Source organism: Corallococcus sp. AB011P (assembly GCF_003611605.1).
Taxonomy (GTDB): domain Bacteria; phylum Myxococcota; class Myxococcia; order Myxococcales; family Myxococcaceae; genus Corallococcus; species Corallococcus coralloides.
The window spans coordinates 1-20,486 of sequence record NZ_RAVX01000042.1; the positions used below are offsets into that span (position 1 = coordinate 1).

Here is a 20,486-nt window from a genome sequence, read left to right on the forward strand (position 1 = left end):
GCCTCGAAGGCTTCCGCGACGCGCGCCCACTCCGGCTTCTCCACCTGCTTCGCCATGCCCGGAAGCGTCCGCTGCGCGCCGCTACCCCGGCAATCCCTCACGGCACGTCGTTGGCCGGACGGTTACCTTCCTGCTGATCACTCCGGACTTGCTCTATGGCTGGGAGCCATCCCAGGTGAAGGGGCGGGGCATGCCCACGTGGGTGCTCGATGCCACGCACATCCTGGGGCCCTACTACGAGCGCGTCGGGAGTGGGCCCCGGGACATCCAGCCCCTGACCTTCACCATGATGGTTTCCTGGTGGCTCCAGGCGATGACTGACGCGGAAGGCGGCGCGGTCAGTCCTCCCGTCCTGGTCCGCACGGGGCTGCCTCAAGCCATGGCCCATGGCGAGGTGGTGCGGGCCGATGCCTGATGAGCAGGCCCCGGCCGTGATGCAGTGACTACTCCGCCTTCTCCACCACGCCGCAGGCGATGCGGCCACCGGCGTCGCCGGTCGGGTCGGTGCGGTAGTCGTCCAGCTTGGCGTGGACCATGACGGCGGAGCCGTCCTTGTCGAGCAGCGACTTCAGCTTGAGGTCGGCGAGGAAGACGTCGAACTGCACCTTGCCGTCCTGGGGGACGTAGAGGTTCGGCAGGTCACCGGCGTGCTGGCCCTTGGGCGACAGTGCGCCGTGCTGCTTCTTCGTCGGGTTGAAGTGGCCGCCCGCCGTCTTGAACTCGGGCGCCTCGCACTTGCCCGTCTCGTGGATGTGGAAGGCGTGCTCGCCCGCGGGCAGGTTCATCAGCGTGCCCTTCACCAGCACGCCCTTGGGGGCCTGCTCCATCGTCACCTCGCCCACGTCCTTGCCCTGGGCGTCCTTCAGCGTCGCCTTCACCGTCTCGCCCTTCTTGATGGCGGGCTTCGCGCCCGCGTCCGCGGGGGCCGGCGTCCCGGCGTCCTGGGCCAGGGCGGGCGTGGTGAACAGCGCGGCAGCGACAAGCAGGGGACGAATCGTCATGGTTTCAAAGACTCCTGGAATGGGTAATGCAGCGGCGCTGGACACTACCCACCCGCCGCGTCCTTCGCAGGGGAATGTCCACTCCCGCATGCGTCCGGTGATGGGGAGTCATCACTCCGGCAGCGGGCCCTCCAGCGGCACCGGCACCACCCGGGACGCTCCGAACGCGGGCGCCCATACACGCTGCACCTGCGTCCCGTTCAGGAAGCGCATCACCGCGCGGAACGCCGCCTCCGGCCCTCCCAGTCCTTCCGCCCAGGCGATGCCGCGGGGTGACAGGTTCGGCACCAGCGGGCCCAGGGACTCGCGGGACCTGGCGCCTCGGGTGATGCCCAGGCCTTCGTCCCGCACGCGCTGGGGCACGTACAGCGGCGCGAACCGCGCGTGGCGGTGGTCGTGCACGCAGCCGGGCTCCTCCAGCAGCGCCGCGGACAGGGGCAGCTCGCGCACGTTGAACAGGAGCTTCACCGCCTCCTCGTGCGGATCATACGGACCGCGCAGCCGGTGGTCTCCCCGGGGAATCAGCCGCCGGTCCAGGTAGCAGAACGCCTTTGCTTCCGGAGGCACGGCGCCCCGGTGCCTCGCGCCGCCGTAGCGGAAGAACGGGCGCACGTGGCTTGTGTCCACCTCCAGCGCTGGCCCCTGCTTCAGCGCGCGCAGCTTGGGCAGCAGCGCGGGCTCCAATCCGTGCTCCCGCGCGAAGTCCTCCAGCGTGTCCTGTGTCGCGGAGCAGAAGGCCCGGAGGCGCGCGAGCATCCGCTCCCGGTCCGCGTCCACCAGCAGCTCGTCGAAGCGCGTCTTCACCCCGGGTAGGCTCACCGGGATGAGCGTGGTGAGCAGCTCGCCCCGGGCCCTCCAGTCCGCGTCCAGCGCGGCGGCCTCCCGCGCGATGGGGGAGAGCCGCCACTCGGGCGCCTCGGGTGTGAAGCACTGGCCCACGCCCTTGTGCTCGTAGCGGGGCGGAGAGGCGTCCGCGTTGGAGCGCGACGTCCACACCGTGATGCACGTGCGCACCTGCGTGCCCGTGAAGATGCCCGGGCCCAGGTCCACCACCTCGCGCAGGTGGAGCGCTTGCAACAATGCGTGGCGCAGCGGCGCGTAGATGAACGACTCCAGCAGGCTCGCGGGCGTGATGAAGGCCAGCACTCCCGGCCGGGCCGTCAGCCGTTTCATGGCGACGAGGAGGAAGAACGCGAAGTCGTCCCGGAGGCTCGTGCCCGGCGGCATCTCCAGAGGCACCAGGGCGCGCAGCCGCGCGTAGCAGGCCGCGTCCTTCAGCACCGCGGACGTGCCGTTGTAGGGCGGGTTGCCCACCCACAACTCAGCGTGCCCCTCCGGCGTCTCCGCGAGCAGCGGCTCCAGCCCACCCCGGAGCGCGTCCCCCACGCGCACGTCCGCGCCCGGCACTCGGGCCTGGCACAGGCGCGCGACGCCGGCATCCAGCTCCAGGCCGCACAGCCTCGCGTCCGGACGGTGCCGCGCGGCGGCGGCGAGGAAGGCCCCCGCGCCACAGGCCGGATCCACCACCGTGAGCGGCCCGGCCCCAAGGTGTGACAGCGCCAGCGCGAGCGTGCGCTCCACGATGGGCGCGGGCGTGTAGAACGCGCCCACCGCCTTGCGGTTGATGTCGGGGAACTGGTGGACCAGCCGTTCCTCGTCCAGCTCGGGCGTGTCGATGGCGCGGGCCATGCCGGGCCATCCTAGACAGATTCACCCGGTGGTCCGCGAGGGGGCCCAGTCCAATGCCGTGCCGCAGCGTTTGCAAAAGCGCGCATCCAGGTCATGACCCTGTGCGCCACAGCCCGGACACGCCTGGGTATTCAGCGGCTGACGCGTAGCGGCGGCGAGCTCCACCGACACGATGCCCGTGGGCACCGCGATGATGCCGTAGCCCATCACCATCAGGATGGACGCGAGGAACTGCCCCGTCACCGTCTTGGGCGTGATGTCCCCGAAGCCCACCGTCGTCATCGTCACGATGGCCCAGTACATGGAGCGGGGGATGCTGTCGAAGCCGTGCTCCTCACCCTCCACCATGTACATGACGGCGCCCATGATGACGTCGATGCTCAAGACCGTGCCCAGGAAGACGATGATCTTCGGGCGGCTCGCGCGCAGCGCCGTGAGCAGCACCTCCGCCTGACCCAGCAGGTGCCCCAGCTTGAGGATGCGGAAGACGCGCAACAGGCGCAGCACGCGGATGACCAGCAGTGTCTGCGCGCCCGGGAACAGCACGCTCAGGAACGACGGCAACAGCGCCATCAGGTCCACGATGCCGAAGAAGCTGCGCGCGTAGTGCAGCGGTTGGCGCACCGCGATGAGCCGCAGCACGTACTCCAGTGCGAACAGCACCGTGAAGACCCATTCGGCCACGTGTAGCGCGTGGGCATGCTCCGCGCGCACCTGCGCGACGCTCTCCAGCATCACCGCCGCCACGCTGAACACGATGGCCCAGAGCAGGGCGATGTCGAACGCCTTCCCCGCCGGGGTGTCCGCTTCGAAGATGATCGTGTGCAGGCGGGCGCGGAAGCCGCTCGGGGGGCTCTGTTCGGAGGGACGGTCCACAGGCCGCGCAGCTTAGGCGCAATCCCCTTGGGAACGTTCAACAGCGTCCCAGTGCCCTGGACCGGCGGCCGCGTTGCCAGGGCCGGTTCCCGGCCTGACGTTCCCGTCCGCCCTGTCCATGGCGCGGAGCGGCTCCGGCGCATGATGGAAATCCTCGACGTCATCCCCGTGCGGCCGCTCGCCCTGATGGTGATGGGCCTGCTCTTCCTGAGCCTGGAGGCCGGCTACCGGCTCAGTCACCGGAGGCCGGAGCTCGGCGACGTGTCGGCGCTCCAGGCGTCGGTGCTCGGGCTGGTGGCGCTCCTGCTGGCCTTCTCCTTCTCCATGGCCGCGGACCGGTACTCGCTGCGCCGCGCCCTCGTGGTGAAGGAGGCGAACGCCATCGGCACGCTCTATCTGCGCCTCGGCTTCCTTCCCGAGCCCTCGCGCGGCGAGACGCGCGCCTGGCTGCGCCGCTACACCGACCTTCGCCTGGAGGGGCACGAAGTCGCGAATGAGCCAGCCGCCTTCGCGAAGCTGCTCCAGGAGTCGGAGTCGCTCCAGTCGGAGCTCTGGGCGCGGCTGGAGGCGCTGGCGCCCCAGATGGAGGCCCCCGTGCTCATCCTCGTCACCCAGGCGATGAATGACGTGTTCGACGTCGCCGACGAGCGCCTGTCGGCGGCCCACAACCTCATCCCGCCCACCATCCTCGCCCTGCTGCTCATCGGGATGTTCGGCTCCGGCGTGCTCCTGGGCTACCGGCCGGAGGCGCGCGTGCGCGGGGTCCTCTCCTGGGCCCTGTTCGTGGTCATCCTGACCGCCGTGATGTTCACCCTCCTGGACCTGGATCTCCCCACGCGAGGACGCATCCGCGTGGACCAGGGGCCGCTGCGGTCGCTCCAGGAATCGCTGCGCACCCGTCCCTGACCCACGTCCAGGCAATGGGTGGTAGGGGTCGTCCGTTCAAGGGACATGCGGACCCTGAACGGCACCTCGAAGCGCGTCTCCCTCTCCCTGTTCGGCCTGGGCCTGTCGCTCACGGCCCTCCCGGCCGCCGCGCAGAAAGCGCCGCCCACGCCGCAGGAGGTCATGCGCGAAGCCCGCCGCAGCGTGCTCACGGATGGCATCGAGAAGGCGGAGGCCGTGCGCATCGGAGGCATCGACCAGTGGATTTCGGTGCGCGGGCGCCACAAGGACAACCCGCTGCTGCTCTTCCTGCACGGCGGGCCGGGCTTCACCGCGCTGCCCACCGCGTACTTCTACCAGGGCGAATGGGAGGAATATTTCACCGTCGCCCACTGGGATCAGCGCGGCGCGGGCAAGACGTACGCCCTCAACCCGCCGGACAAGGTGCGCCCCACCATGACGGTGGACCGCATGGTCGCGGACGCGGAGGAGGTCGTCGCGTACCTGCGCAAGACGTACGGCAAGAAGCGCATCGTGCTCGTGGGCCACAGCTGGGGCACGGTGCTGGGCGTGCGGCTCGCGCAGAAGCACCCGGACTGGTTCGACGTGTACGTGGGCATCGGGCAGGGGGTGGACGTGCCGAAGAACGAAGTCCTGGGCTACGAGGCCACGCTCGCCGCGGCGAAGGCGGACGGCAACGCGAAGGCCGTCGCGGACCTGGAGTCCATCGCCCCGTTCCCGGACCCCAAGGACCCCGCGCGCACGCTGGCCAATCTGCACAAGGAGCGCCGCTGGCGCACGCACTATGAGAGCCACGGCTGGCGCGCGCCGGACTGGCACGGCGCACAGGTCTGGCGCTACAGCCCGGACGTCACCGACAAGGACATGCAGGCGCGCGACGAGGGCCTGGACCTGAGCCTCGCGGCGTTCTGGGGACCCATCACCCAGCTGAACCTCACGAAGGCCCACCGCTTTGCCGTGCCCGTCGTCTTCTTCCACGGCCGGCATGACCGCACCACGTCCGCGCAGCTGCTGGAAGCCTGGTACCCCACCGTCCAGGCCCCGTCCAAGAAGCTCGTCTGGTTCGAGGACTCCGCGCACATGGTGCACGAGGAGGAGCCCGGCAAGGTGCTCGTGCACCTGGTGAACGACGTGCTCCCGCTCACGCGCGGGAAGTAATCACGAAAAAGAAAGGCGGAACCCGAGCCCCTTTGGAAACTCCCGGGTTCCGCCCTGTCCTTCACGTCGAGGAAGAAGCCGTGAAGGACCGCCGAGCAGCTTTCAAACTTTCTGGGGTGCCTCCGGGATGCCGGGGGGTACCGTGCCCGCCACGCCCGTGGGCACCGTCACCGGGGGCGTCACCGCCGCGCCCACGTGCATGCGGTGCTCCACCTCCGCGAACCGCGCGGACGCCTCCGCCTCCGGCGCCAGCACTGACACCACCCAGCCGACGATGAAGGACAGCGGGATGGTGACGATGCCCGGGTTCTTCAGCGGGAAGAGGGCGGACGCGTTGCCCAACAGCTCCACCTGCACCGTGGGCGACAGGAAGATGAGCAGCACCGCGCTGATGGACCCGGTGAGCATGCTGGCCACCGCGCCCTTGGTGGTGAAGCCCCTCCACAGCATGGACAGCAGCAGCGCGGGGAAGTTCGCGCTCGCCGCGATGGCGAACGCCAGTCCCACCATGAAGGCCACGTTCTGGTTCTTGAAGACGACGCCCAGGATGATGGCCAGGATGCCCAGCGCGAGGCTGGCGATGCGCGCCACCTTGAGCTGCTCCGCCTCCGGCGCGTGTCCCTTGCGCACCACGCTGGACCACAGGTCGTGGGACAGCGCCGCCGCGCCCGACAGCGTCAGGCCCGCCACCACCGCGAGGATGGTGGCGAAGGACACCGCGGAGATGAAGCCCAGGAATCCCGTGCCGCCCACCACCTCCGCCAGCATGGGCGCCGCCATGTTGCCGCCCTTGTCCACGCTCACGATGGCCTGACGGCCCACCAGCACGGACGCGCCGAAGCCCAGGATGAACGTCACCAGGTAGAAGAAGCCGATGAGGCCCGTGGCGTAGAAGACGCTCGTGCGCGCCGCCTTCGCGTTGGGCACCGTGTAGAAGCGCATCAGGATGTGCGGCAGGCCCGCCGTGCCGAACATCAGCGCCAGGCCCAGGGAGATGGTCTCCAGCGGGTTGGACACCAGCTTGCCCGGCGCCAGCGCCTCCGGCCCGTAGCGGTTCACCGCCTCGCTGAAGAGCGCCGCGGGGCTGAAGCCGAACTGCCACAGCACCGAGATGGCCAGCGCCGTCGCGCCGCCCAGCAGCAGCACCGCCTTCACGATCTGCACCCACGTGGTGGCGATCATCCCGCCGAACAACACGTAGAGGATCATCACCGCGCCCACGATGACGACGGCCGTCTCATAGGAGAGGCCGAACAGCAGGCGGATGAGGTTGCCCGCGCCCACCATCTGGGCAATCAGATAGAAGACGACGACGGTGAGCGTGCCCACCGCGGCGGACAGCCGCACCGGGGTCTGCTTCAGGCGGTAGGCCACCACGTCCGCGAAGGTGTACTTGCCCAGGTTGCGCAGGGGCTCCGCGATGAGGAAGGTCACCACGGGCCAGCCCACCAGCCAGCCCACGGAGTAGATGAGCCCGTCGAAGCCGGACGTGGCCACGAGCCCCGCGATGCCCAGGAAGCTGGCGGCGCTCATGAAGTCGCCCGCCAGCGCGAAGCCGTTCTGCCCCGCGCTGATGCCGCCACCGGCGGCGAAGAACTCCGACGTCGTCTTCGTCTTGCGTGCCGCCCACCAGGTGATGGCCAGCGTGATGCTGACGAAGAGGAGGAAGAAGACGATGGCCGTGGTGTTGGGCTGGCCAATCTGCGTGCCCGTGGTCGTGGGATTCATGGGTGGCCTTTCAGCGGCGCAGTTCGTCGAGGGCGCTGTCGTACTTGCGGTTGGCCCAGCTCATGTAGACGCCCGTCAGCACCCAGGCGCAGAGGATGGTGAGCGCCCCCAGCACGATGCCGACGGACAGCCCCGGCACGAACTGGTGACCCATCAGCGGCCGGTTGAAGGCCACCAGCAGGATGAAGCCCAGGTAGACCACCAGCATCGCCACCGTCAGCGCGCCGGCCACGCGCCAGCGCCGCGCGGCGAGCGCCTTCAACGCCTCGTCCTTGGAATTGCCGTACATCGGTGTTCCTCCTTGCGAAGCGTGAAAGGGACCGCGAGGGGACTTCAGCGGCGCGGGGCGGGAGGCAGGCCCTTGGTGAGCAGCTCATCCAGCACGGTGGGGTCCGCGAGCGTGCTCGCGTCGCCCAGGTTCTCCGTCTCGCCGCCGGCGATCTTGCGGAGCATGCGGCGCAGAATCTTCCCGGAGCGCGTCTTGGGCAGGCCCGACACCAGCACCACCCGGTCCGGCGTGGCGATGGGGCCAATCACGTGCCGCACCTGCTCGCGCAAGCTGCCCACCATCTTCTCGTCCGGGGTGCGCAGGAAGTCCGGCTTCACCGTGACGAAGGCGCACACGCCCGTGCCCTTCAAGTCATGCGGGAAGCCCACCACGGCGGCCTCGGCGACGGCCTCGTGGGCGACGAGCGCGCTCTCCACCTCCGCGGTGCCCAGGCGGTGGCCGGACACGTTGAGCACGTCGTCCACGCGGCCGGTGATCCAGTAGTAGCCGTCCTCGTCGCGGCGGCAGCCGTCGCCGGTGAAGTACAGCGGCAGGAAGCGCGCGTAGTACGTCTCCACGAAGCGCGAGTGGTGGCCGTACAGCGTGCGCGCCTGGCCCGGCCACGAGCGCGCGAGGCACAGGTTGCCGCTGACGCCGTTGCCCTCCAGCTTGCGGCCCTCTTCATCCACCAGCACCGGCTCCACGCCGAAGAAGGGCAGGGTGGCGCTGCCGGGCTTGCAGGGCGTCGCGCCCGGTAGCGGCGCGATGAGGATGCCGCCCGTCTCCGTCTGCCACCAGGTGTCCACCACGGGGCAGCGGCCCTCGCCCACCACGTCGTGGAACCAGCGCCAGACCTCCGGGTTGATGGGCTCGCCCACGCTGCCCAACAGGCGCAGCGACTTGCGGGACGACTTCGTGACGAAGCTGTCGCCCTCCTTGATGAGCGAGCGCAGCGCGGTGGGCGCGGTGTAGAGCGTGGTGGCCTTCAGGTCGTCCACCACCTGCCAGAGGCGGCTCGCGTCCGGCCACGTCGGCGTGGACTCGAAGAGGACCGTGGTGGTGCCGGTGGAGAGCGGGCCGTACACGAGATACGAGTGGCCCGTCACCCAGCCCACGTCCGCGGTGCAGAAGTGCACGTCGTCCGGCTGCGTGTCGAAGATGTAGCGGAACGTGGTGTTCGCGTAGACGAGGTATCCGCCCGTCGTGTGCAGCACGCCCTTGGGCTTCCCGGTGGAGCCGGAGGTGTAGAGGATGAAGAGCGGATCCTCCGCGTCCATCCACTCCGCGGGGCAGACGCCGCGGTGCTTCCGCACCTCCACGTCCAGCCAGTGGTCGCGCCCCTCGCGCATGGGCACTTCCTTGGGCGTGCGGCGCGCGACGAGTACGGACGCCACCTGGGACAGACCCTCCAGAGCCTCGTCGGTGATGGCCTTGGTGGCCACGCTCTTGGGGCCGCGCGGGCCTTCGTTGGCGGTGATGACGACCTTCGCGCCGGAGTCCAGCACGCGCTCGCGCAGCGAGTCCGCGGAGAAGCCCGCGAACACCACCGAGTGCACCGCGCCGATGCGCGCGCACGCCAGCAGCGAGTACACCAGCTCCGGAATCATGGGCAGGTAGACGATGACGCGGTCGCCCTTCCGCACGCCGTGCGCCTTGAGCACGTTGGCCAGGCGGTTCACGTGGTGCGCGAGGTCGCGGAAGGTGATGGTCTCGTACTCGCCGGGCGTGTTCTTCGCCCAGAGGATGGCGGCCTTGTCCGGGCGCGCCTTCGCGTGGCGGTCCACACAGTTGACGGTGACGTTGAGCTTGCCGCCCACGAACCAGGCGAAGTCCGCGGCCTGTTCGTTCACCTCGCGGATGGACTCCGGCGGGTGGAACCAGGTGAGCTGCCGGGCCTGTTCGCCCCAGAAGGCGTCCGGGGCATCCAGGCTCTGACGGTAGAGGCGCTGGTACTCCTCCAGGCTCTTCACGTGCGCGGTACGGCGGAAGGCTTCCTTCGGCTGGAAGAGCGAGTCCGTGTCGGTGGCCATGGGGGGAGTCCTCAGTAGAAGAGCTGGAGCTGGGCGGTGCCGGTGATGCCCGTGGTCGTATGGGCGATGTCTCCCACGCGCGACACGGCCACCTCCGTCTTCAGGTTGAAGGTGTGCTTCTGGAACCAGAGGTTGAGGCCGGGCTTGAACGTGAGCAGGTCCGTCGACGGCACGCGCCCGTTGAAGTACTCGCTGCTGAAGACGGGCTCGACGATGCCGATGCGGTAGCCCAGCTCCACGAAGAAGCCGGTGCCGCTGCGCACGTTGTCGAAGCCCTGCTGCCAGGAGAAGACGTTGCTCTGGAAGACGAACTCCTGGTTGTCGCCGATGGGGATGTCCAGGAACACGTCCGCCGCCATGGCCACCGCGGAGTGGATGCCGGAGGCGGTGGCGATGGCGCCGTACTGGTAGTCCCCGCCCACGCCAAACGACAGCATGGGCTGGTCCGTGAAGTAGATGCCGCGCAGGAACTGGTCGTACTCGTGGCCCCAGACGTTGTAGCGGGCGTGGCCCACGACGCGCGGCAGGTCGTCCGCGTTGACCGTCTGGCCGTTCTCCAGCTTCGCGCCCTCCACGCCGTTGAGGATGGCGGCGCGGTACGTCCAGGGGCCCGCGAAGCCGCGCACCTGCACGCCCATGTCGCGCCACACCTTGCCCACGCCTGGCGGGTAGCGGATGAGGTCGGAGTGGTAGTCCACCGTCTGGAGCGCGATGGCGCCCTGCAGCGCGTGGTGCGACAGCGGCGCGAGGATGAAGCCCGCCTCCACCCACGTCTTGTCGGCGAACTCGTACGCGACCGTGGCGTCCTGGATGTAGAAGGCGACGTTGTAGTCGCCGTTCTTGCCGAAGGTCGGCTGGTCCGTGTCGATGAAGAACGACAGCTTCTTCGTGATGGACCCGAAGACGAGCAGCCGCACGCGGCGCAGGAAGAAGTCCGTGCCCACGCCGCCCGTGGGCGCGCCGTCCTTGACGAGCTGCATCTGCGGATGCAGCAGCACGTCCACGTTGAGGACCGCGTCCTCGGTGATTTGAATCTTGCCCGCCGCCGCCGGCAGCGCGGTCAGCAGGGCCGTGAGCACCAGAAACCGCGGCAGGAGATGGAGGACGGGGCGCATGGGTCCCCATCCCCTGAGCAACGCCCGTTCCACCCGGGCGCGCTCCGGGTTTCAGGACCTTGGAGGTTGGCTCGCCGCGTCAGGATGTGGCGGAAGGTGACAGGGCGTTACCCCCCGTAACGATTCGTGCACTGCGTCGTAACACCGGCCCGGGGGCTCGGGTGACGCGCCGGAGCTTCAGGCGCGGGTGCGCGGGATGCCCAGCCGCTGGCGCTTCTCCCAGAGCGTCTTGCGGCTGATGCCCAGCCGGCGCGCCAGCTCCGTCTCGCCCATGCGGTCCTGGTGCTCCATCACGAAGCGGCGGAAGTACTCCTCCATGGAGTCCGGCGAGCGTGGATCCTCGCTCGCCGGGACGGTTGGGAAGTCCGTCTCCTCCAGCACGGGCGGGCTGCCGTCCGTGCTCGGTCCGCCCGGCGGCTCCAGCGCCAGCAGGTCGGCGGTGATGAGCGGCCCGTCCGCGAGGATGACCGCGCGTTCGATGGCGTTCTCCAGCTCGCGCACGTTGCCCGGCCACGGGTGCTGCGCGATGGCCGCGAGCGCGTCCGGGGACAGCGACGCGGGCGGGCGTCCCATCCGGCGGCTGGCCCGCTCCAGCAGGTGCCTGGCCAGCGCGGGAACATCCTCGCCGCGTTCGCGCAGGGGTGGCAGGCGGATCTCCACGACGCGCAGGCGGAAGTAGAGGTCCTGGCGGAACAGCCCCTCCTGCACGCGGCGGGGCAGGTCGCGGTGCGTGGCCGCGAGGATGCGCACGTCCACCTTGCGCGAGCGCGTGGCGCCCACCCGCCGCACCTCGCCGTCCTGGAGCATGCGCAACAGGCGCGCCTGCGCGGGCGCGGGCAGCTCCCCAATCTCATCCAGGAAGAGCGTGCCGCCGTGCGCGGCCTCTACAAGTCCAGCGTGCGCGGCCTGCGCGCCGGTGAAGGCGCCCTTCTCGTGGCCGAACAGCTCGCTCTCCAGCAGGCCCTCGGGGATGGCGGCGCAGTTGACCGCGATGAGGGGGCCTTCCGCGCGTGGGCTCTGCGCGTGGACGGCGCGGGCCACCAGCTCCTTGCCGGTGCCGGACTCGCCCAGCACCAGCACGGTGGCGGCGGAGGGGGCCACCTTGCGCACGCGCTCGAACACGTCGCGCATGGCGGGGGAGTTGCCCACCATGCCGCCGGGGGACCAGGTCTGCTCCACCTCGCGCTTGAGGGCGGCGTTCTGGCGGGTGAGGCGGCCCTCGCGCAGCACGCGCTCCACCTGGAGCAGCAGCTCGTCGTGGTCGAAGGGCTTCGCGATGTAGTCCACCGCGCCCAGCTTCATCGCGTCCACGGCGGACTTCACCGTGGCGAAGCTGGTCATGATGAGCACCGGCACGCCCGGACACAGCGCGATGATGTCCGTGCCCGGCGGCCCGGGCAGGCGCAAGTCGGAGATGACCAGGTCGAAGGCGTCCAGCGTGTGCTCGGCCGCAGCTTCCGGCACGGCGCCCGCTTCCGCCACGTCATGGCCCGCGCGGGTGAGCAGCCGTCGCAGCTCCGTGCGGATGATGGGTTCGTCCTCGATGACCAGGATGCGGCTCAAGCGGAGGCCTCCTGCTTCAATACGTCAGCGCGAGGCAGGCTCAGCGTCACGCGGGTGCCGCCGTCCTGGCGGGCCTCGATGCGCAGCGTGCCGCCGTGCTCGCGCACGATGCCCTCCACCAATGTGAGGCCCAGGCCGGTGCCTTCGCCGGGCTGCTTGGTGGTGAAGAACGGCTCGAAGATGCGTTGCGACAGCTCCGGGACGATGCCGTGTCCCCGGTCCTCCACCTGGATGCGCACCTGGTCTCCCGAGGCTTCCGCCAACAGGTCCACGCGCGAGCCCGCGGGCGACGCGTCGATGGCGTTGGTCAAGAGGTTCACCAGCACCTGCTCCAGCCGCTGCGCGTCGCCGCGCACCTCCAGCCCGTCCGGGCTCTGGTGCGTGCACGCCACGTCGCGCGCCTTGCGAGACAGCCGGGCCAGCTGCGCGGCCTCCGCGAGCAGCGGGCCCACCGCCACGCGCGTGAAGGGCCGGGACTCGCCGCCGACCGTGCCCGAGTGCCCGAAGCCCACCAGCGCCCGGACGATGGTGTCGATGCGGCGGCACTGCTGGAGGATGAGCCCCACGCGCTCGCGCACGGCCTCCGGGTCCTCCAATTCATACTTGAGGTTCTGGCTGATGCTGGCGATGGCGGTGAGCGGGTTGCCAATCTCATGCGCCACGCCCGCGGCCACCCGGCCCAGCGACGCGAGCCGGTCCTGGTGCGCGAGCCGCGCGTCCACCGCCTTGCGCTCCGTCCAGTCCTCCACCAGGAAGGTGATGCCCGTCTCCCCGCCGCTGGTGTCGTCCGAAGGCGCCAGCCGCGAGCGGTGCAGACGCAGCAAGCGCTGCTTTCCGCCCACGGTCACGCGCACCTCGTTGTCGCCGCCAGGGGCACGCGCGAGCTCCGCGAACAGCGGCCCCCAGGGCTCCGGCAGGCGCGCGAGCGGCACGCCCCGTGCGGAGTCCATGGGCACGCCCGACAGCGCCTCCAGCGCGGCGTTCCAGATGACGACCTCGCCGTCAGGACCCATGGCGCACACGCCCAGGGGCAGGTCCTCCAGGATGCGGTAGAGGTAGCGGCGCACGACCTCCAGCTCGCGCAACGGGCCGCGCATGTCGCGCGCGTCGCGCAGCCGCTCCTCCACGAAGCGCAGTTGATCCGCCAGGGCCGTGCGTGCGCCGGGGTCCAGCCGCAGCGCTTCGCCCACCGCGAGCCGCGCCAGCACCGGACCGATGAGGCCGGAGAGGTTGCGCTCCACGCCGTCGCGCAGGCGGCGCAGCTCCGCGGGCCGGCGCTCGTCGGGGGACATCTCCAGCGCCTCGCGCGCGCGGTCCACCTCCGCCGCGGCCACCTGCGCGCCCAGCACGGGCTCCAGCTGCCGGCGGAACTCGTCGGGGGAGCTGGCCGCCACGCTGCCCTTCGCGAGCCCCGGCGCCTCGCGCGTGCACACCCGCGCGGCCTCCTTCTCCTCCACCGACTGGCGCGTGACGAGCGACACCGCCACGAAACACAGGGAGTTGAGGGCCAGCGAGGTGAAGGTGGCGAAGCCCCAGGGTTCCTCCGCGCTGAAGCCCAGGTTCACGGAGACCTGGTTGGTCCAGGCCACCAGTGACGGCGGCTCCCACAGCGGGGCCAGGAGCGTGAGGGCCCACGTCGCACCGCCCGCCAGCAGCCCCGCGAGCAGCCCCGCGCGCGTGGCCTTGGGCCACATCAAGAGCCCCAGCACGCCCGGCGCGAACTGCGCGGTGGCCACGAAGGACACGAGCCCCAGGTCCACCAGCCCCGTCGCCCGCGCGTTCAGCAGCCGGTAGAAGCCGTAGCCCGCGAGGATGATGACGGCGATGAGCACGCGCCGGGCCCACAACAACCACCCGTAGAGGTCGTCCCGTCCGCGCGTGGTGCCCAGCGGCAGCACCAGGTGCGTCAGGCACATGGGCGCGAGCGCGAGCGTGGTGACGATGACCATGGCGCTCGCCGCGGACACGCCGCCCAGGAAGGCGATGAGCGCCAGCAGCGGGGCGCCCTTCGTGATGGGCACGGAGAGGACGTGGAAGTCCGCGGGCCAGGGCAGACCCAGCGCCTCGCCGGACCACAGCAGCACGGGCACCGCCGCGTTGATGAGCAGCATCAACAGCGGGAAGGCCCACGCGACGGTGGCCAGCCCGTCGCGCTCGGGCGCTTCCGTGAAGGCCACGTGGAACTGCCGGGGCGTGAGGAACGCGGCGATGGTGGAGAGCACCAGCAGCGGCGCCCAGGACGCGTCGCGCGCGGGCCGCTGGAGGGCCTCCACCGCTTCGGGGTGGCGGGTGAGCCAGTCATTGAGCCCGCCCAGGCCGCCGAAGACGGACACCACGCACCAGCCCGCGACGATGAGCAGCGCCAGCAGCTTCACGCCGGACTCGAAGGCGATGGCCAGCATCAGCCCTTCATGCCGCTCGCGCGGGGCAGGGTGGCGGGCACCGAAGAGGAGCGAGAAGACGATGAGCACGCCGCAGAAGCCGGGCCCCACCAGCGCTGGGGCCGCCGCGGGGCTCAAGAGGCGCGCGGACTCCACGACGGCGCGAATCTGGAGCGCCAGGTAGGGCAGGCTGCCGGCCAGCGCGAACAGCGTCACCGCCGTGCCCGTCACCTGGCCGGGGTAGCGGAAGGCGAGCAGGTCCGCGAGCGAGGTGAGCTGCAGCTCGCGCGTCAGCCGCAGCAGCGGACGCCACAACACGGGGGCGAGCAGGCACGCGAGCGTGAGGCCCAGGTAGATGCCCAGGTAGCGGAAGCCATGGCGGGCCGCGTAGCCCACGCTGCCGAAGTAGGACCAGGACGTGGCGTACACGCCCAGGGCCAGCGCGTACGTCAGCGGGTGCTGCGTGATGCGCGGGGAGATGCGGCCCTTCTCCGCCGCGTAGGCCACCAGGAACAGCACGCCCAGGTAGGCCACGGAGGCGACGACGAGCGGGCCTGGCCCCAGCGTCATGGGCGCAGGCTCCGGTGCGCCACCCACCCGCCCAGGGCGATGACGCCCAGCCACACGATGAAGGGAAGCGAAGCGGGAGCCCCTTCAGCCAGCCACAGCCGGCGCAGCGGCGAGCCGAACAGCAGCACCGCCACGGCGAACACCAGCAGCGACGGCATGGCGGGAGGGTCCGCGGGGGGCCGCGACATTCCGGGGAGGATAGCAGCCCTGTCAGGCCGCCAGGGGCACCGTGATAAGCCGGCGGGCCATGGCTCCCCCGGATGTTCCCCCGTTCTCCGAACTGCCCCAGTTCACGCTGGACCGTGAATCGCTGCGCCTGCTCCCCGAGTCCTTCTGCCGCCGCCTGGGCGTCGCGGTGATGGGCAAGGTGAACGCGGCCCACGACACGGAGGCCGTGACGGTGGCGATGCTGGACCCGGAGGATGAGTCCGTGCGCTGCCGCATCGCGGACTTCCTGCGCCGGCCGGTGCGCCCGGTGCGGCTCAACCGCTACGAAATCGACTCGGCATTGGAGGTGGGCTTCGGCGCGGGGGAGCACGCGTCGGTGGACGTGGTGCTGAAGGCGGGCACGGAGCTGTCCCCACGGCCCACGGCGGTGGAGCTGGTGAACCACGTGCTCGCGGTGGCGGTGACGCAGAACGCGTCCGACATCCACCTGGAGAGCTACACGGACGACGTGGACCTGCGCTACCGCGTCGACGGCATCCTCCACCAGTCGTACACGGACATCTCCCCGGACTCGCTGCCGGAGGTGGTGAGCCGCATCAAGGTGATGGCGGGGCTGGACATCGCGGAGAAGCGGCGGCCCCAGGACGGCCGCCTGCGGGCGCTCTACCAAGGGGAGGCCGGGCGGAAGTTCGTGGACTTCCGCGTGAGCGTGGTGCCCTCGCCCGCGGGCGAGGACATGGTCATCCGCCTGCTCGATGCCACGCTGGGCCTGGTGCCGGTGGAGAAGTTGGGGATGACTCCGGAGCTGCAGGCCACGGTGCTGCGGCTGCTCGGCAACCCGGAGGGGCTGGTGCTGGTGACGGGCCCCACGGGCAGCGGGAAGACGACGACGTTGTACGCGGCGCTGGCGCGGCTCAACGACGGGCGCAAGAAGATCATCACCGCGGAGGACCCGATTGAATACGTGGTCCCCAAGGTGAACCAGAAGCAGGTGTCGCCGCAGATGCCGCACCTGACGCTGTTGCGCGCGCTCCTGCGGCAGGACCCCAACGTGATGCTCGTGGGAGAGATTCGAGACCTGGAGACGGGCAGCACCGCGCTGATGGCGGCGTCCACGGGGCACGTGGTGCTGGGCACGCTGCACACTGCGGATGCCATTGGCGCGGTGAGCCGCCTGCGCGGTTTGAAGCTGGAGGACGGCGACATCGCGGAGGCGCTGCTCGCGGTGCTGGCGCAGCGGCTGGTGCGGCGCATCTGTCTGGAGTGCTCCGCGCCCACCACGCCGACGGCGGATCAGCTGGCGCTGCTGGGGCCGCTCCTGGACGGCGTGCAGCCCCGGGCGGGGCACGGCTGCGAGGCGTGCCGTCACACCGGCTTCAAGGGGCGCGTGGGCCTCTTCGAGCTGCTGGTGGTGGACCCGGAGCTGCAACTGCTCATCGCCACCGGGGTGCCGGGCGTCCAGCTGCGCCGGCACGCCCGGGCGCGGGGCTTCCGCACGCTGGTGGAGGACGCGCTGGCGAAGGTGGCGGCCGGGGTCACCACGCTGCACGAGCTGACGCGCGTGGTGCCCTACCGTTACATCCTCACGGCTCGGGAGGAACGCCAGACGCCGGGCTGACGTCCGGCCCCGGGGGCAGCATCACGGTGAAGGTCGAGCCCGCGCCGAGGATGCTGCGCACCTGGACGATGCCGCCGTGGGCCTCGATGATCTGCTGGGTGATGAAGAGGCCCAGCCCCAGCCCGCCGTAGTTGCGCTCGGAGACGGCGCGCACGAAGCGCTCGAAGACGCGCGGCTGGTCCTCGAGCGGGATGCCGATGCCCTCATCCTTCACGCTCAGCACGGCCAGCCCGGAGTCCATGCGCACGCGGACGTGGATGGGCTTGCCCGCGCCGTACTTGAGCGCGTTGGTGAGCAGGTTGGTGATGACCTGATCCATCCGGGCCCGGTCCCAGTGGCCCCTGATGGGCGTGGTGGCCTCCATCGTGACGGTGCACCCCACCTGCGCGGACTGGGGCGCGTAGCGGGTCACCACGTCCCGCGCGAGCGAGGTCAGGTCCATGGGCGCCCGGTCCAAGCGCAGCTGGCCCATGCTGATGCGCGACACGTCCAGCAGGTCCTCGATGAGGTCCGACAGCTTGCGCACCTGGCGGCGGGCCACCTCCAGGTCGCGGGCGATGCGCTCCACGGGCAGGGTGGCGGAAGGGTTGTTCTCCACGGTGCGCAGCAGGGCCGTGAGCTTGAGCTGGAGCGGGGTGAGCGGCGTCTTCAGCTCGTGCGAGGCGACGGAGAGGAACTCGTCGCGGGCGCGCACGGCGTCGCGGAGCATCTCCAGCTCGCGCCGCTCCTGGTTCTGCTTGCGCTGGGTGATGTCGCGCGTCACCTTGGCGAAGCCCCGGAGCTTGCCTGCCGGGTCGTGCAGCGCGGTGATGACGACGCTGGCCCAGAAGAGGCTGCCGTCCTTGCGGACGCGCCACGCCTCCTCCTCGAAGTGCCCTTCGCTGGCGGCCACCTGGAGGGCGTACCAGGGCTTGCCCCGGGCCACGTCCTCCGGGGGGAAGAAGCGGCTGAAGTGCTGGCCGATGATCTCCTCGGCCTTGTACTGCTTGAAGCGCTCGGCGCCGGCGTTCCAGGTGGTGACGCGGCCATCGGGGTCCAGCATGTAGATGGCGTAGTCCTGGATGTGCTCGACGAGCAGGCGGAAGCGCTCCTCGCTCTGCAGCAGCTGCTCCTGGGCGAGCTTGCGCTCGGTGAAGTCGCGCGTCACCTGGCCGTAGCCCACGAGCTGGCCCTGGGCGTCGCGCATCGCGGTGATGACGACGTTGGCCCAGAAGAGGCTGTGGTCCTTGCGGACGCGCCAGCCCTCTTCCTCGAAGCGGCCCTCGCGGTTGACGATCTCCAGGTCCTGCTGGGGCTTGCCGCGGGCGATGTCCTCGGGCGGGTAGAAGCGGCTGAAGTGCTGGCCGAGGATCTCCTCGGACCGGTAGCCCTTGATGCGCTCGGCGCCGGTGTTCCAGCTCATGATGTCGCCCGCTGGATCCAGCGTCAGGATGGCGTAGTCCTTCACGCTGTCGATGAACAGGCCCAGCTGCGCGCCCATGTCGCGAGCCGCGTGGGGGGTCGCGTAGGCGATGTCGCCACCGCTGGCGGACGAGGGGGGCTGACTGTCGTCCAGGGGACTCCTCATAGACGGTCCAGCGTAACGCAGGGTACGGGGACTTCGGGGAGGAACGACAAGGTGGATCCATCCACCACCCAACCCTGCCGGCTGACCGGGCTTCCGAGCAGGGCGGAAGCTCACACCCTGCGTGGAGAACTCGCCGGTTCTCGGGGGGGCCGCATTGGCCCCAGGTCCAATGCGTGGGCCGGGTGCCTGCGTGACGCGCGGCCGGCCCGGCTAGGGCTTGCGGTGGTCGTAGCTCAGGAAGACGACGCCACAGTCGAGCGTGCGCGTGCCCGTGTGGCGCAGGCGGTGGGGCGCGAAGCCCGCTTCGACGAGGCGGATGCCCTGGCCGACGATGACGGGGCTGACCTTGATGATGAACGCATCGATTTCGGGAAGCAGCTCGGCCGCGAGCGCGCCGCCGCCGCACAGCCAGATGCCCAGGCCGTCGCGCGCCTTCAGTTCGCGCACGGTGGCGAGCGGCGTGCTGGAGAGGTTGACGGCGGGGTCGGGGCTCTTCGTGAGGGTGCGGGAGAAGACGTAGTGTTCGAGGTGCGGGTACGCGTTGGTGACGCCCGCGTCCAGACCGACCTGATAGGTGTTGCGGCCCTCCAGCACGGTGTCGAAGTGCTTGCCCGGGCCGGTGATGCCCTTGAAGGCGCGGTAGCCGCCGGGGAGCGTCTCCGGATACTCGGCGGCGATGGCGTCCAGGTACTCCGGCTCCGTGCTGAAGTAGTCGTATGCACCGGTGGGCGAGGCGATGAAGCCGTCGAGCGAGCTGGCGACGTAATAGGTCAGTTTCCGCATGGGCGTGCTTCCTCCTGAAGCCTGGGCTTAGCACGGGTATGCGGACGCACCTGTTAGAACGGCGGCGTTGGTTGCCTGCACGGCAATCACAGATGAGGGAGTGCCATGAGATTCCTATGGGTGCTGGGAGGAGTGGTGCTGGGTTCGGTCCTGACGCTCATCACCGGGGTCGCGCTGTGGCTGCACGACACGGGGCCCGCGCGAGCGGGGATCGAGGTGCGCGTGGAGAACCGCACCGGCCAGGACGTGCGCGAGGTGCGCATCGAGCACGACCGCGGGCAGGTCATCTACCGCGCGATGGGCAAGGGGGACACGGTGGCCCTGAGCTATCCCGTCCGAGGTGAGTCGTCGTACCGCCTCATCGCCGTGTTGGAGGACGGACGCGAGCTGAGAGGCGGTGCGGGCTACATCGAGCGTGGGGCTCGGACGCGGGAGGTGCTGGAGCCGGAGCGGGTCGTTTCGTCGGATCCGTGAGCCGTGGAGGGCACATGAAGCTCTGGGCAATGGCCGTGCTGCTGTGGCTGACGGCAGGCTGCGCGACGACGCGCGTGGTGAACCTCGACACGGGGCGGGGCAGGCCCATCGCCTATACGCCGGTGGAAACGAAGCCGGTCCGGATTGATGAAGAGGCGTTCAGGAACGCGGTCACGCAGCTCGTGCTTGAACTGAAGCTGGTTGTCGCGGTCCGGGATGACGGCCGGCGCTCCCTGCTCGCGTCGGCGGGAGGCATCGTCGATGGCGTTCGAGGCCGGCAGGCGCTCCGCCTGGGGAATGACTTCCCCCTGGAGCCGATGGCGCGGCGGACGATGGCGCTCTCCTTCGCGCTCGATACGGTTTGGGAAGGCGTGGCGGACGCGGTGGAGGACCTGATGGACCCCGCCGCGCTGCGGACCATGGTCACGGCGATGATTGGCACCGCGATGGTGATGCTGGTCGCACCGGAACTGTCATCAAAACACCTGTGTTAGCGGGAGTGGCTGCGACGACGATGATGTTGCCTCGTCCTTTGGCGGCTCGCTCCATGTGTAAGAGCGGCTTTGATGCGGCGCTCGATGGCGGGGGTCA

The 20,486-nt window shown here is 70.2% G+C and carries 18 protein-coding genes; 6 read left to right on the top strand and 12 right to left on the bottom strand.

The window, feature by feature from the left end:
• Nucleotides 1–190: 190 nt before the first annotated feature.
• Complete coding sequence (locus D7X30_RS40810; RefSeq protein ID WP_120568385.1) at nucleotides 191–415, top strand: hypothetical protein; 225 nt, start codon at nucleotides 191–193, stop codon at nucleotides 413–415.
• Nucleotides 416–443: 28 nt separating this feature from the next.
• Here D7X30_RS40810 and D7X30_RS40815 read toward each other — a convergent pair whose 3' ends face one another.
• From D7X30_RS40815 to D7X30_RS40825, 3 genes are all read right to left on the bottom strand, one after another.
• On the bottom strand, nucleotides 444–1,001 hold the full coding sequence (locus tag D7X30_RS40815; RefSeq protein ID WP_199724699.1) for a superoxide dismutase family protein: 558 nt from the start codon (nucleotides 999–1,001) through the stop codon (nucleotides 444–446).
• A gap of 111 nt (nucleotides 1,002–1,112) precedes the next feature.
• Entirely contained in the window at nucleotides 1,113–2,690 is a 1,578-nt protein-coding gene (locus tag D7X30_RS40820; protein WP_120568386.1) for an N-6 DNA methylase, read from the bottom strand.
• A gap of 21 nt (nucleotides 2,691–2,711) precedes the next feature.
• A complete protein-coding gene (locus D7X30_RS40825; RefSeq protein WP_120568387.1) occupies nucleotides 2,712–3,566 on the bottom strand; it encodes an ion transporter in 855 nt (284 codons plus the stop codon).
• A 141-nt stretch (nucleotides 3,567–3,707) separates the two neighbouring features.
• Here D7X30_RS40825 and D7X30_RS40830 point away from each other — a divergent pair, with 141 nt between their 5' ends.
• Both D7X30_RS40830 and D7X30_RS40835 read left to right on the top strand, forming a co-directional pair.
• Nucleotides 3,708–4,472, top strand: a complete 765-nt coding sequence (locus D7X30_RS40830) for a hypothetical protein (RefSeq protein WP_120568388.1) — start codon at nucleotides 3,708–3,710, stop codon at nucleotides 4,470–4,472.
• Nucleotides 4,473–4,517: 45 nt separating this feature from the next.
• Nucleotides 4,518–5,630 carry an alpha/beta fold hydrolase gene (locus D7X30_RS40835; RefSeq protein WP_120568389.1) on the top strand — a complete coding sequence of 371 codons (1,113 nt, stop codon included), beginning with the start codon at nucleotides 4,518–4,520 and terminating at the stop codon, nucleotides 5,628–5,630.
• A gap of 102 nt (nucleotides 5,631–5,732) precedes the next feature.
• Here D7X30_RS40835 and D7X30_RS40840 read toward each other — a convergent pair whose 3' ends face one another.
• The 7 genes from D7X30_RS40840 to D7X30_RS40870 all read right to left on the bottom strand — a co-directional run bounded on the left by D7X30_RS40840 (nucleotide 5,733) and on the right by D7X30_RS40870 (nucleotide 15,443).
• Entirely contained in the window at nucleotides 5,733–7,358 is a 1,626-nt protein-coding gene (locus D7X30_RS40840) for a sodium/solute symporter (RefSeq protein ID WP_120568390.1), read from the bottom strand.
• Between the two features lie 10 nt (nucleotides 7,359–7,368).
• Entirely contained in the window at nucleotides 7,369–7,647 is a 279-nt protein-coding gene (locus tag D7X30_RS40845) for a DUF485 domain-containing protein (protein ID WP_120568391.1), read from the bottom strand.
• 44 nt (nucleotides 7,648–7,691) lie between these two features.
• Nucleotides 7,692–9,656, bottom strand: a complete 1,965-nt coding sequence (gene acs / locus D7X30_RS40850; protein ID WP_120568392.1) for an acetate--CoA ligase — start codon at nucleotides 9,654–9,656, stop codon at nucleotides 7,692–7,694.
• 11 nt (nucleotides 9,657–9,667) lie between these two features.
• Nucleotides 9,668–10,771, bottom strand: coding sequence for a porin (locus D7X30_RS40855; RefSeq protein WP_120568393.1), 1,104 nt, complete (start codon nucleotides 10,769–10,771; stop codon nucleotides 9,668–9,670).
• A 177-nt stretch (nucleotides 10,772–10,948) separates the two neighbouring features.
• The gene (locus D7X30_RS40860) at nucleotides 10,949–12,334 is read right to left on the bottom strand and encodes a sigma-54 dependent transcriptional regulator (RefSeq protein WP_120568394.1); all 1,386 of its coding nucleotides are present in this window, start codon (nucleotides 12,332–12,334) and stop codon (nucleotides 10,949–10,951) included.
• Complete coding sequence (locus tag D7X30_RS40865; RefSeq protein WP_120568395.1) at nucleotides 12,331–15,285, bottom strand: ATP-binding protein; 2,955 nt, start codon at nucleotides 15,283–15,285, stop codon at nucleotides 12,331–12,333. Before D7X30_RS40865 ends, D7X30_RS40860 begins: the two co-directional genes overlap by 4 nt.
• Nucleotides 15,282–15,443, bottom strand: coding sequence for a hypothetical protein (locus tag D7X30_RS40870; RefSeq protein WP_199724700.1), 162 nt, complete (start codon nucleotides 15,441–15,443; stop codon nucleotides 15,282–15,284). Before D7X30_RS40870 ends, D7X30_RS40865 begins: the two co-directional genes overlap by 4 nt.
• 89 nt (nucleotides 15,444–15,532) lie before the next feature.
• Between D7X30_RS40870 and D7X30_RS40875 the strand changes: the two genes are divergently transcribed.
• Nucleotides 15,533–17,071 (top strand): GspE/PulE family protein, encoded by a 1,539-nt coding sequence (locus D7X30_RS40875; RefSeq protein ID WP_120568397.1) that lies wholly within the window; start codon nucleotides 15,533–15,535, stop codon nucleotides 17,069–17,071.
• On the opposite strand, the gene D7X30_RS40880 is transcribed toward D7X30_RS40875, so the two are convergent.
• Both D7X30_RS40880 and D7X30_RS40885 read right to left on the bottom strand, forming a co-directional pair.
• Nucleotides 17,037–18,638, bottom strand: a complete 1,602-nt coding sequence (locus D7X30_RS40880; RefSeq protein WP_120568398.1) for a PAS domain-containing sensor histidine kinase — start codon at nucleotides 18,636–18,638, stop codon at nucleotides 17,037–17,039. The two genes, D7X30_RS40875 and D7X30_RS40880, sit on opposite strands and share 35 nt — an antisense overlap.
• 210 nt (nucleotides 18,639–18,848) lie before the next feature.
• Nucleotides 18,849–19,421 (bottom strand): dihydrofolate reductase family protein, encoded by a 573-nt coding sequence (locus D7X30_RS40885; protein ID WP_120568399.1) that lies wholly within the window; start codon nucleotides 19,419–19,421, stop codon nucleotides 18,849–18,851.
• 105 nt (nucleotides 19,422–19,526) lie between these two features.
• On the opposite strand from D7X30_RS40885, the gene D7X30_RS40890 reads away from it, so the two are divergent.
• Nucleotides 19,527–19,895 carry a hypothetical protein gene (locus tag D7X30_RS40890; RefSeq protein WP_147443441.1) on the top strand — a complete coding sequence of 123 codons (369 nt, stop codon included), beginning with the start codon at nucleotides 19,527–19,529 and terminating at the stop codon, nucleotides 19,893–19,895.
• A gap of 29 nt (nucleotides 19,896–19,924) precedes the next feature.
• Entirely contained in the window at nucleotides 19,925–20,389 is a 465-nt protein-coding gene (locus tag D7X30_RS40895; RefSeq protein WP_199724702.1) for a hypothetical protein, read from the top strand.
• Nucleotides 20,390–20,486: the final 97 nt, after the last annotated feature.

Bases quoted from the DNA above. Each gene is read 5' to 3' on its own strand.
- D7X30_RS40810 (WP_120568385.1), top strand. From the start codon at position 191: ATGCCCACGTGGGTGCTCGATGCCACGCACATCCTGGGGCCCTACTAC.
- D7X30_RS40815 (WP_199724699.1), bottom strand. From the start codon at position 1,001: ATGACGATTCGTCCCCTGCTTGTCGCTGCCGCGCTGTTCACCACGCCC.
- D7X30_RS40820 (WP_120568386.1), bottom strand. From the start codon at position 2,690: ATGGCCCGCGCCATCGACACGCCCGAGCTGGACGAGGAACGGCTGGTC.
- D7X30_RS40830 (WP_120568388.1), top strand. From the start codon at position 3,708: ATGATGGAAATCCTCGACGTCATCCCCGTGCGGCCGCTCGCCCTGATG.
- D7X30_RS40835 (WP_120568389.1), top strand. From the start codon at position 4,518: ATGCGGACCCTGAACGGCACCTCGAAGCGCGTCTCCCTCTCCCTGTTC.
- D7X30_RS40840 (WP_120568390.1), bottom strand. From the start codon at position 7,358: ATGAATCCCACGACCACGGGCACGCAGATTGGCCAGCCCAACACCACG.
- D7X30_RS40845 (WP_120568391.1), bottom strand. From the start codon at position 7,647: ATGTACGGCAATTCCAAGGACGAGGCGTTGAAGGCGCTCGCCGCGCGG.
- acs (WP_120568392.1), bottom strand. From the start codon at position 9,656: ATGGCCACCGACACGGACTCGCTCTTCCAGCCGAAGGAAGCCTTCCGC.
- D7X30_RS40855 (WP_120568393.1), bottom strand. From the start codon at position 10,771: ATGCGCCCCGTCCTCCATCTCCTGCCGCGGTTTCTGGTGCTCACGGCC.
- D7X30_RS40865 (WP_120568395.1), bottom strand. From the start codon at position 15,285: ATGACGCTGGGGCCAGGCCCGCTCGTCGTCGCCTCCGTGGCCTACCTG.
- D7X30_RS40870 (WP_199724700.1), bottom strand. From the start codon at position 15,443: ATGCCGTCGCTGCTGGTGTTCGCCGTGGCGGTGCTGCTGTTCGGCTCG.
- D7X30_RS40875 (WP_120568397.1), top strand. From the start codon at position 15,533: ATGGCTCCCCCGGATGTTCCCCCGTTCTCCGAACTGCCCCAGTTCACG.
- D7X30_RS40880 (WP_120568398.1), bottom strand. From the start codon at position 18,638: ATGAGGAGTCCCCTGGACGACAGTCAGCCCCCCTCGTCCGCCAGCGGT.
- D7X30_RS40885 (WP_120568399.1), bottom strand. From the start codon at position 19,421: ATGCGGAAACTGACCTATTACGTCGCCAGCTCGCTCGACGGCTTCATC.
- D7X30_RS40890 (WP_147443441.1), top strand. From the start codon at position 19,527: ATGAGATTCCTATGGGTGCTGGGAGGAGTGGTGCTGGGTTCGGTCCTG.
- D7X30_RS40895 (WP_199724702.1), top strand. From the start codon at position 19,925: ATGGCCGTGCTGCTGTGGCTGACGGCAGGCTGCGCGACGACGCGCGTG.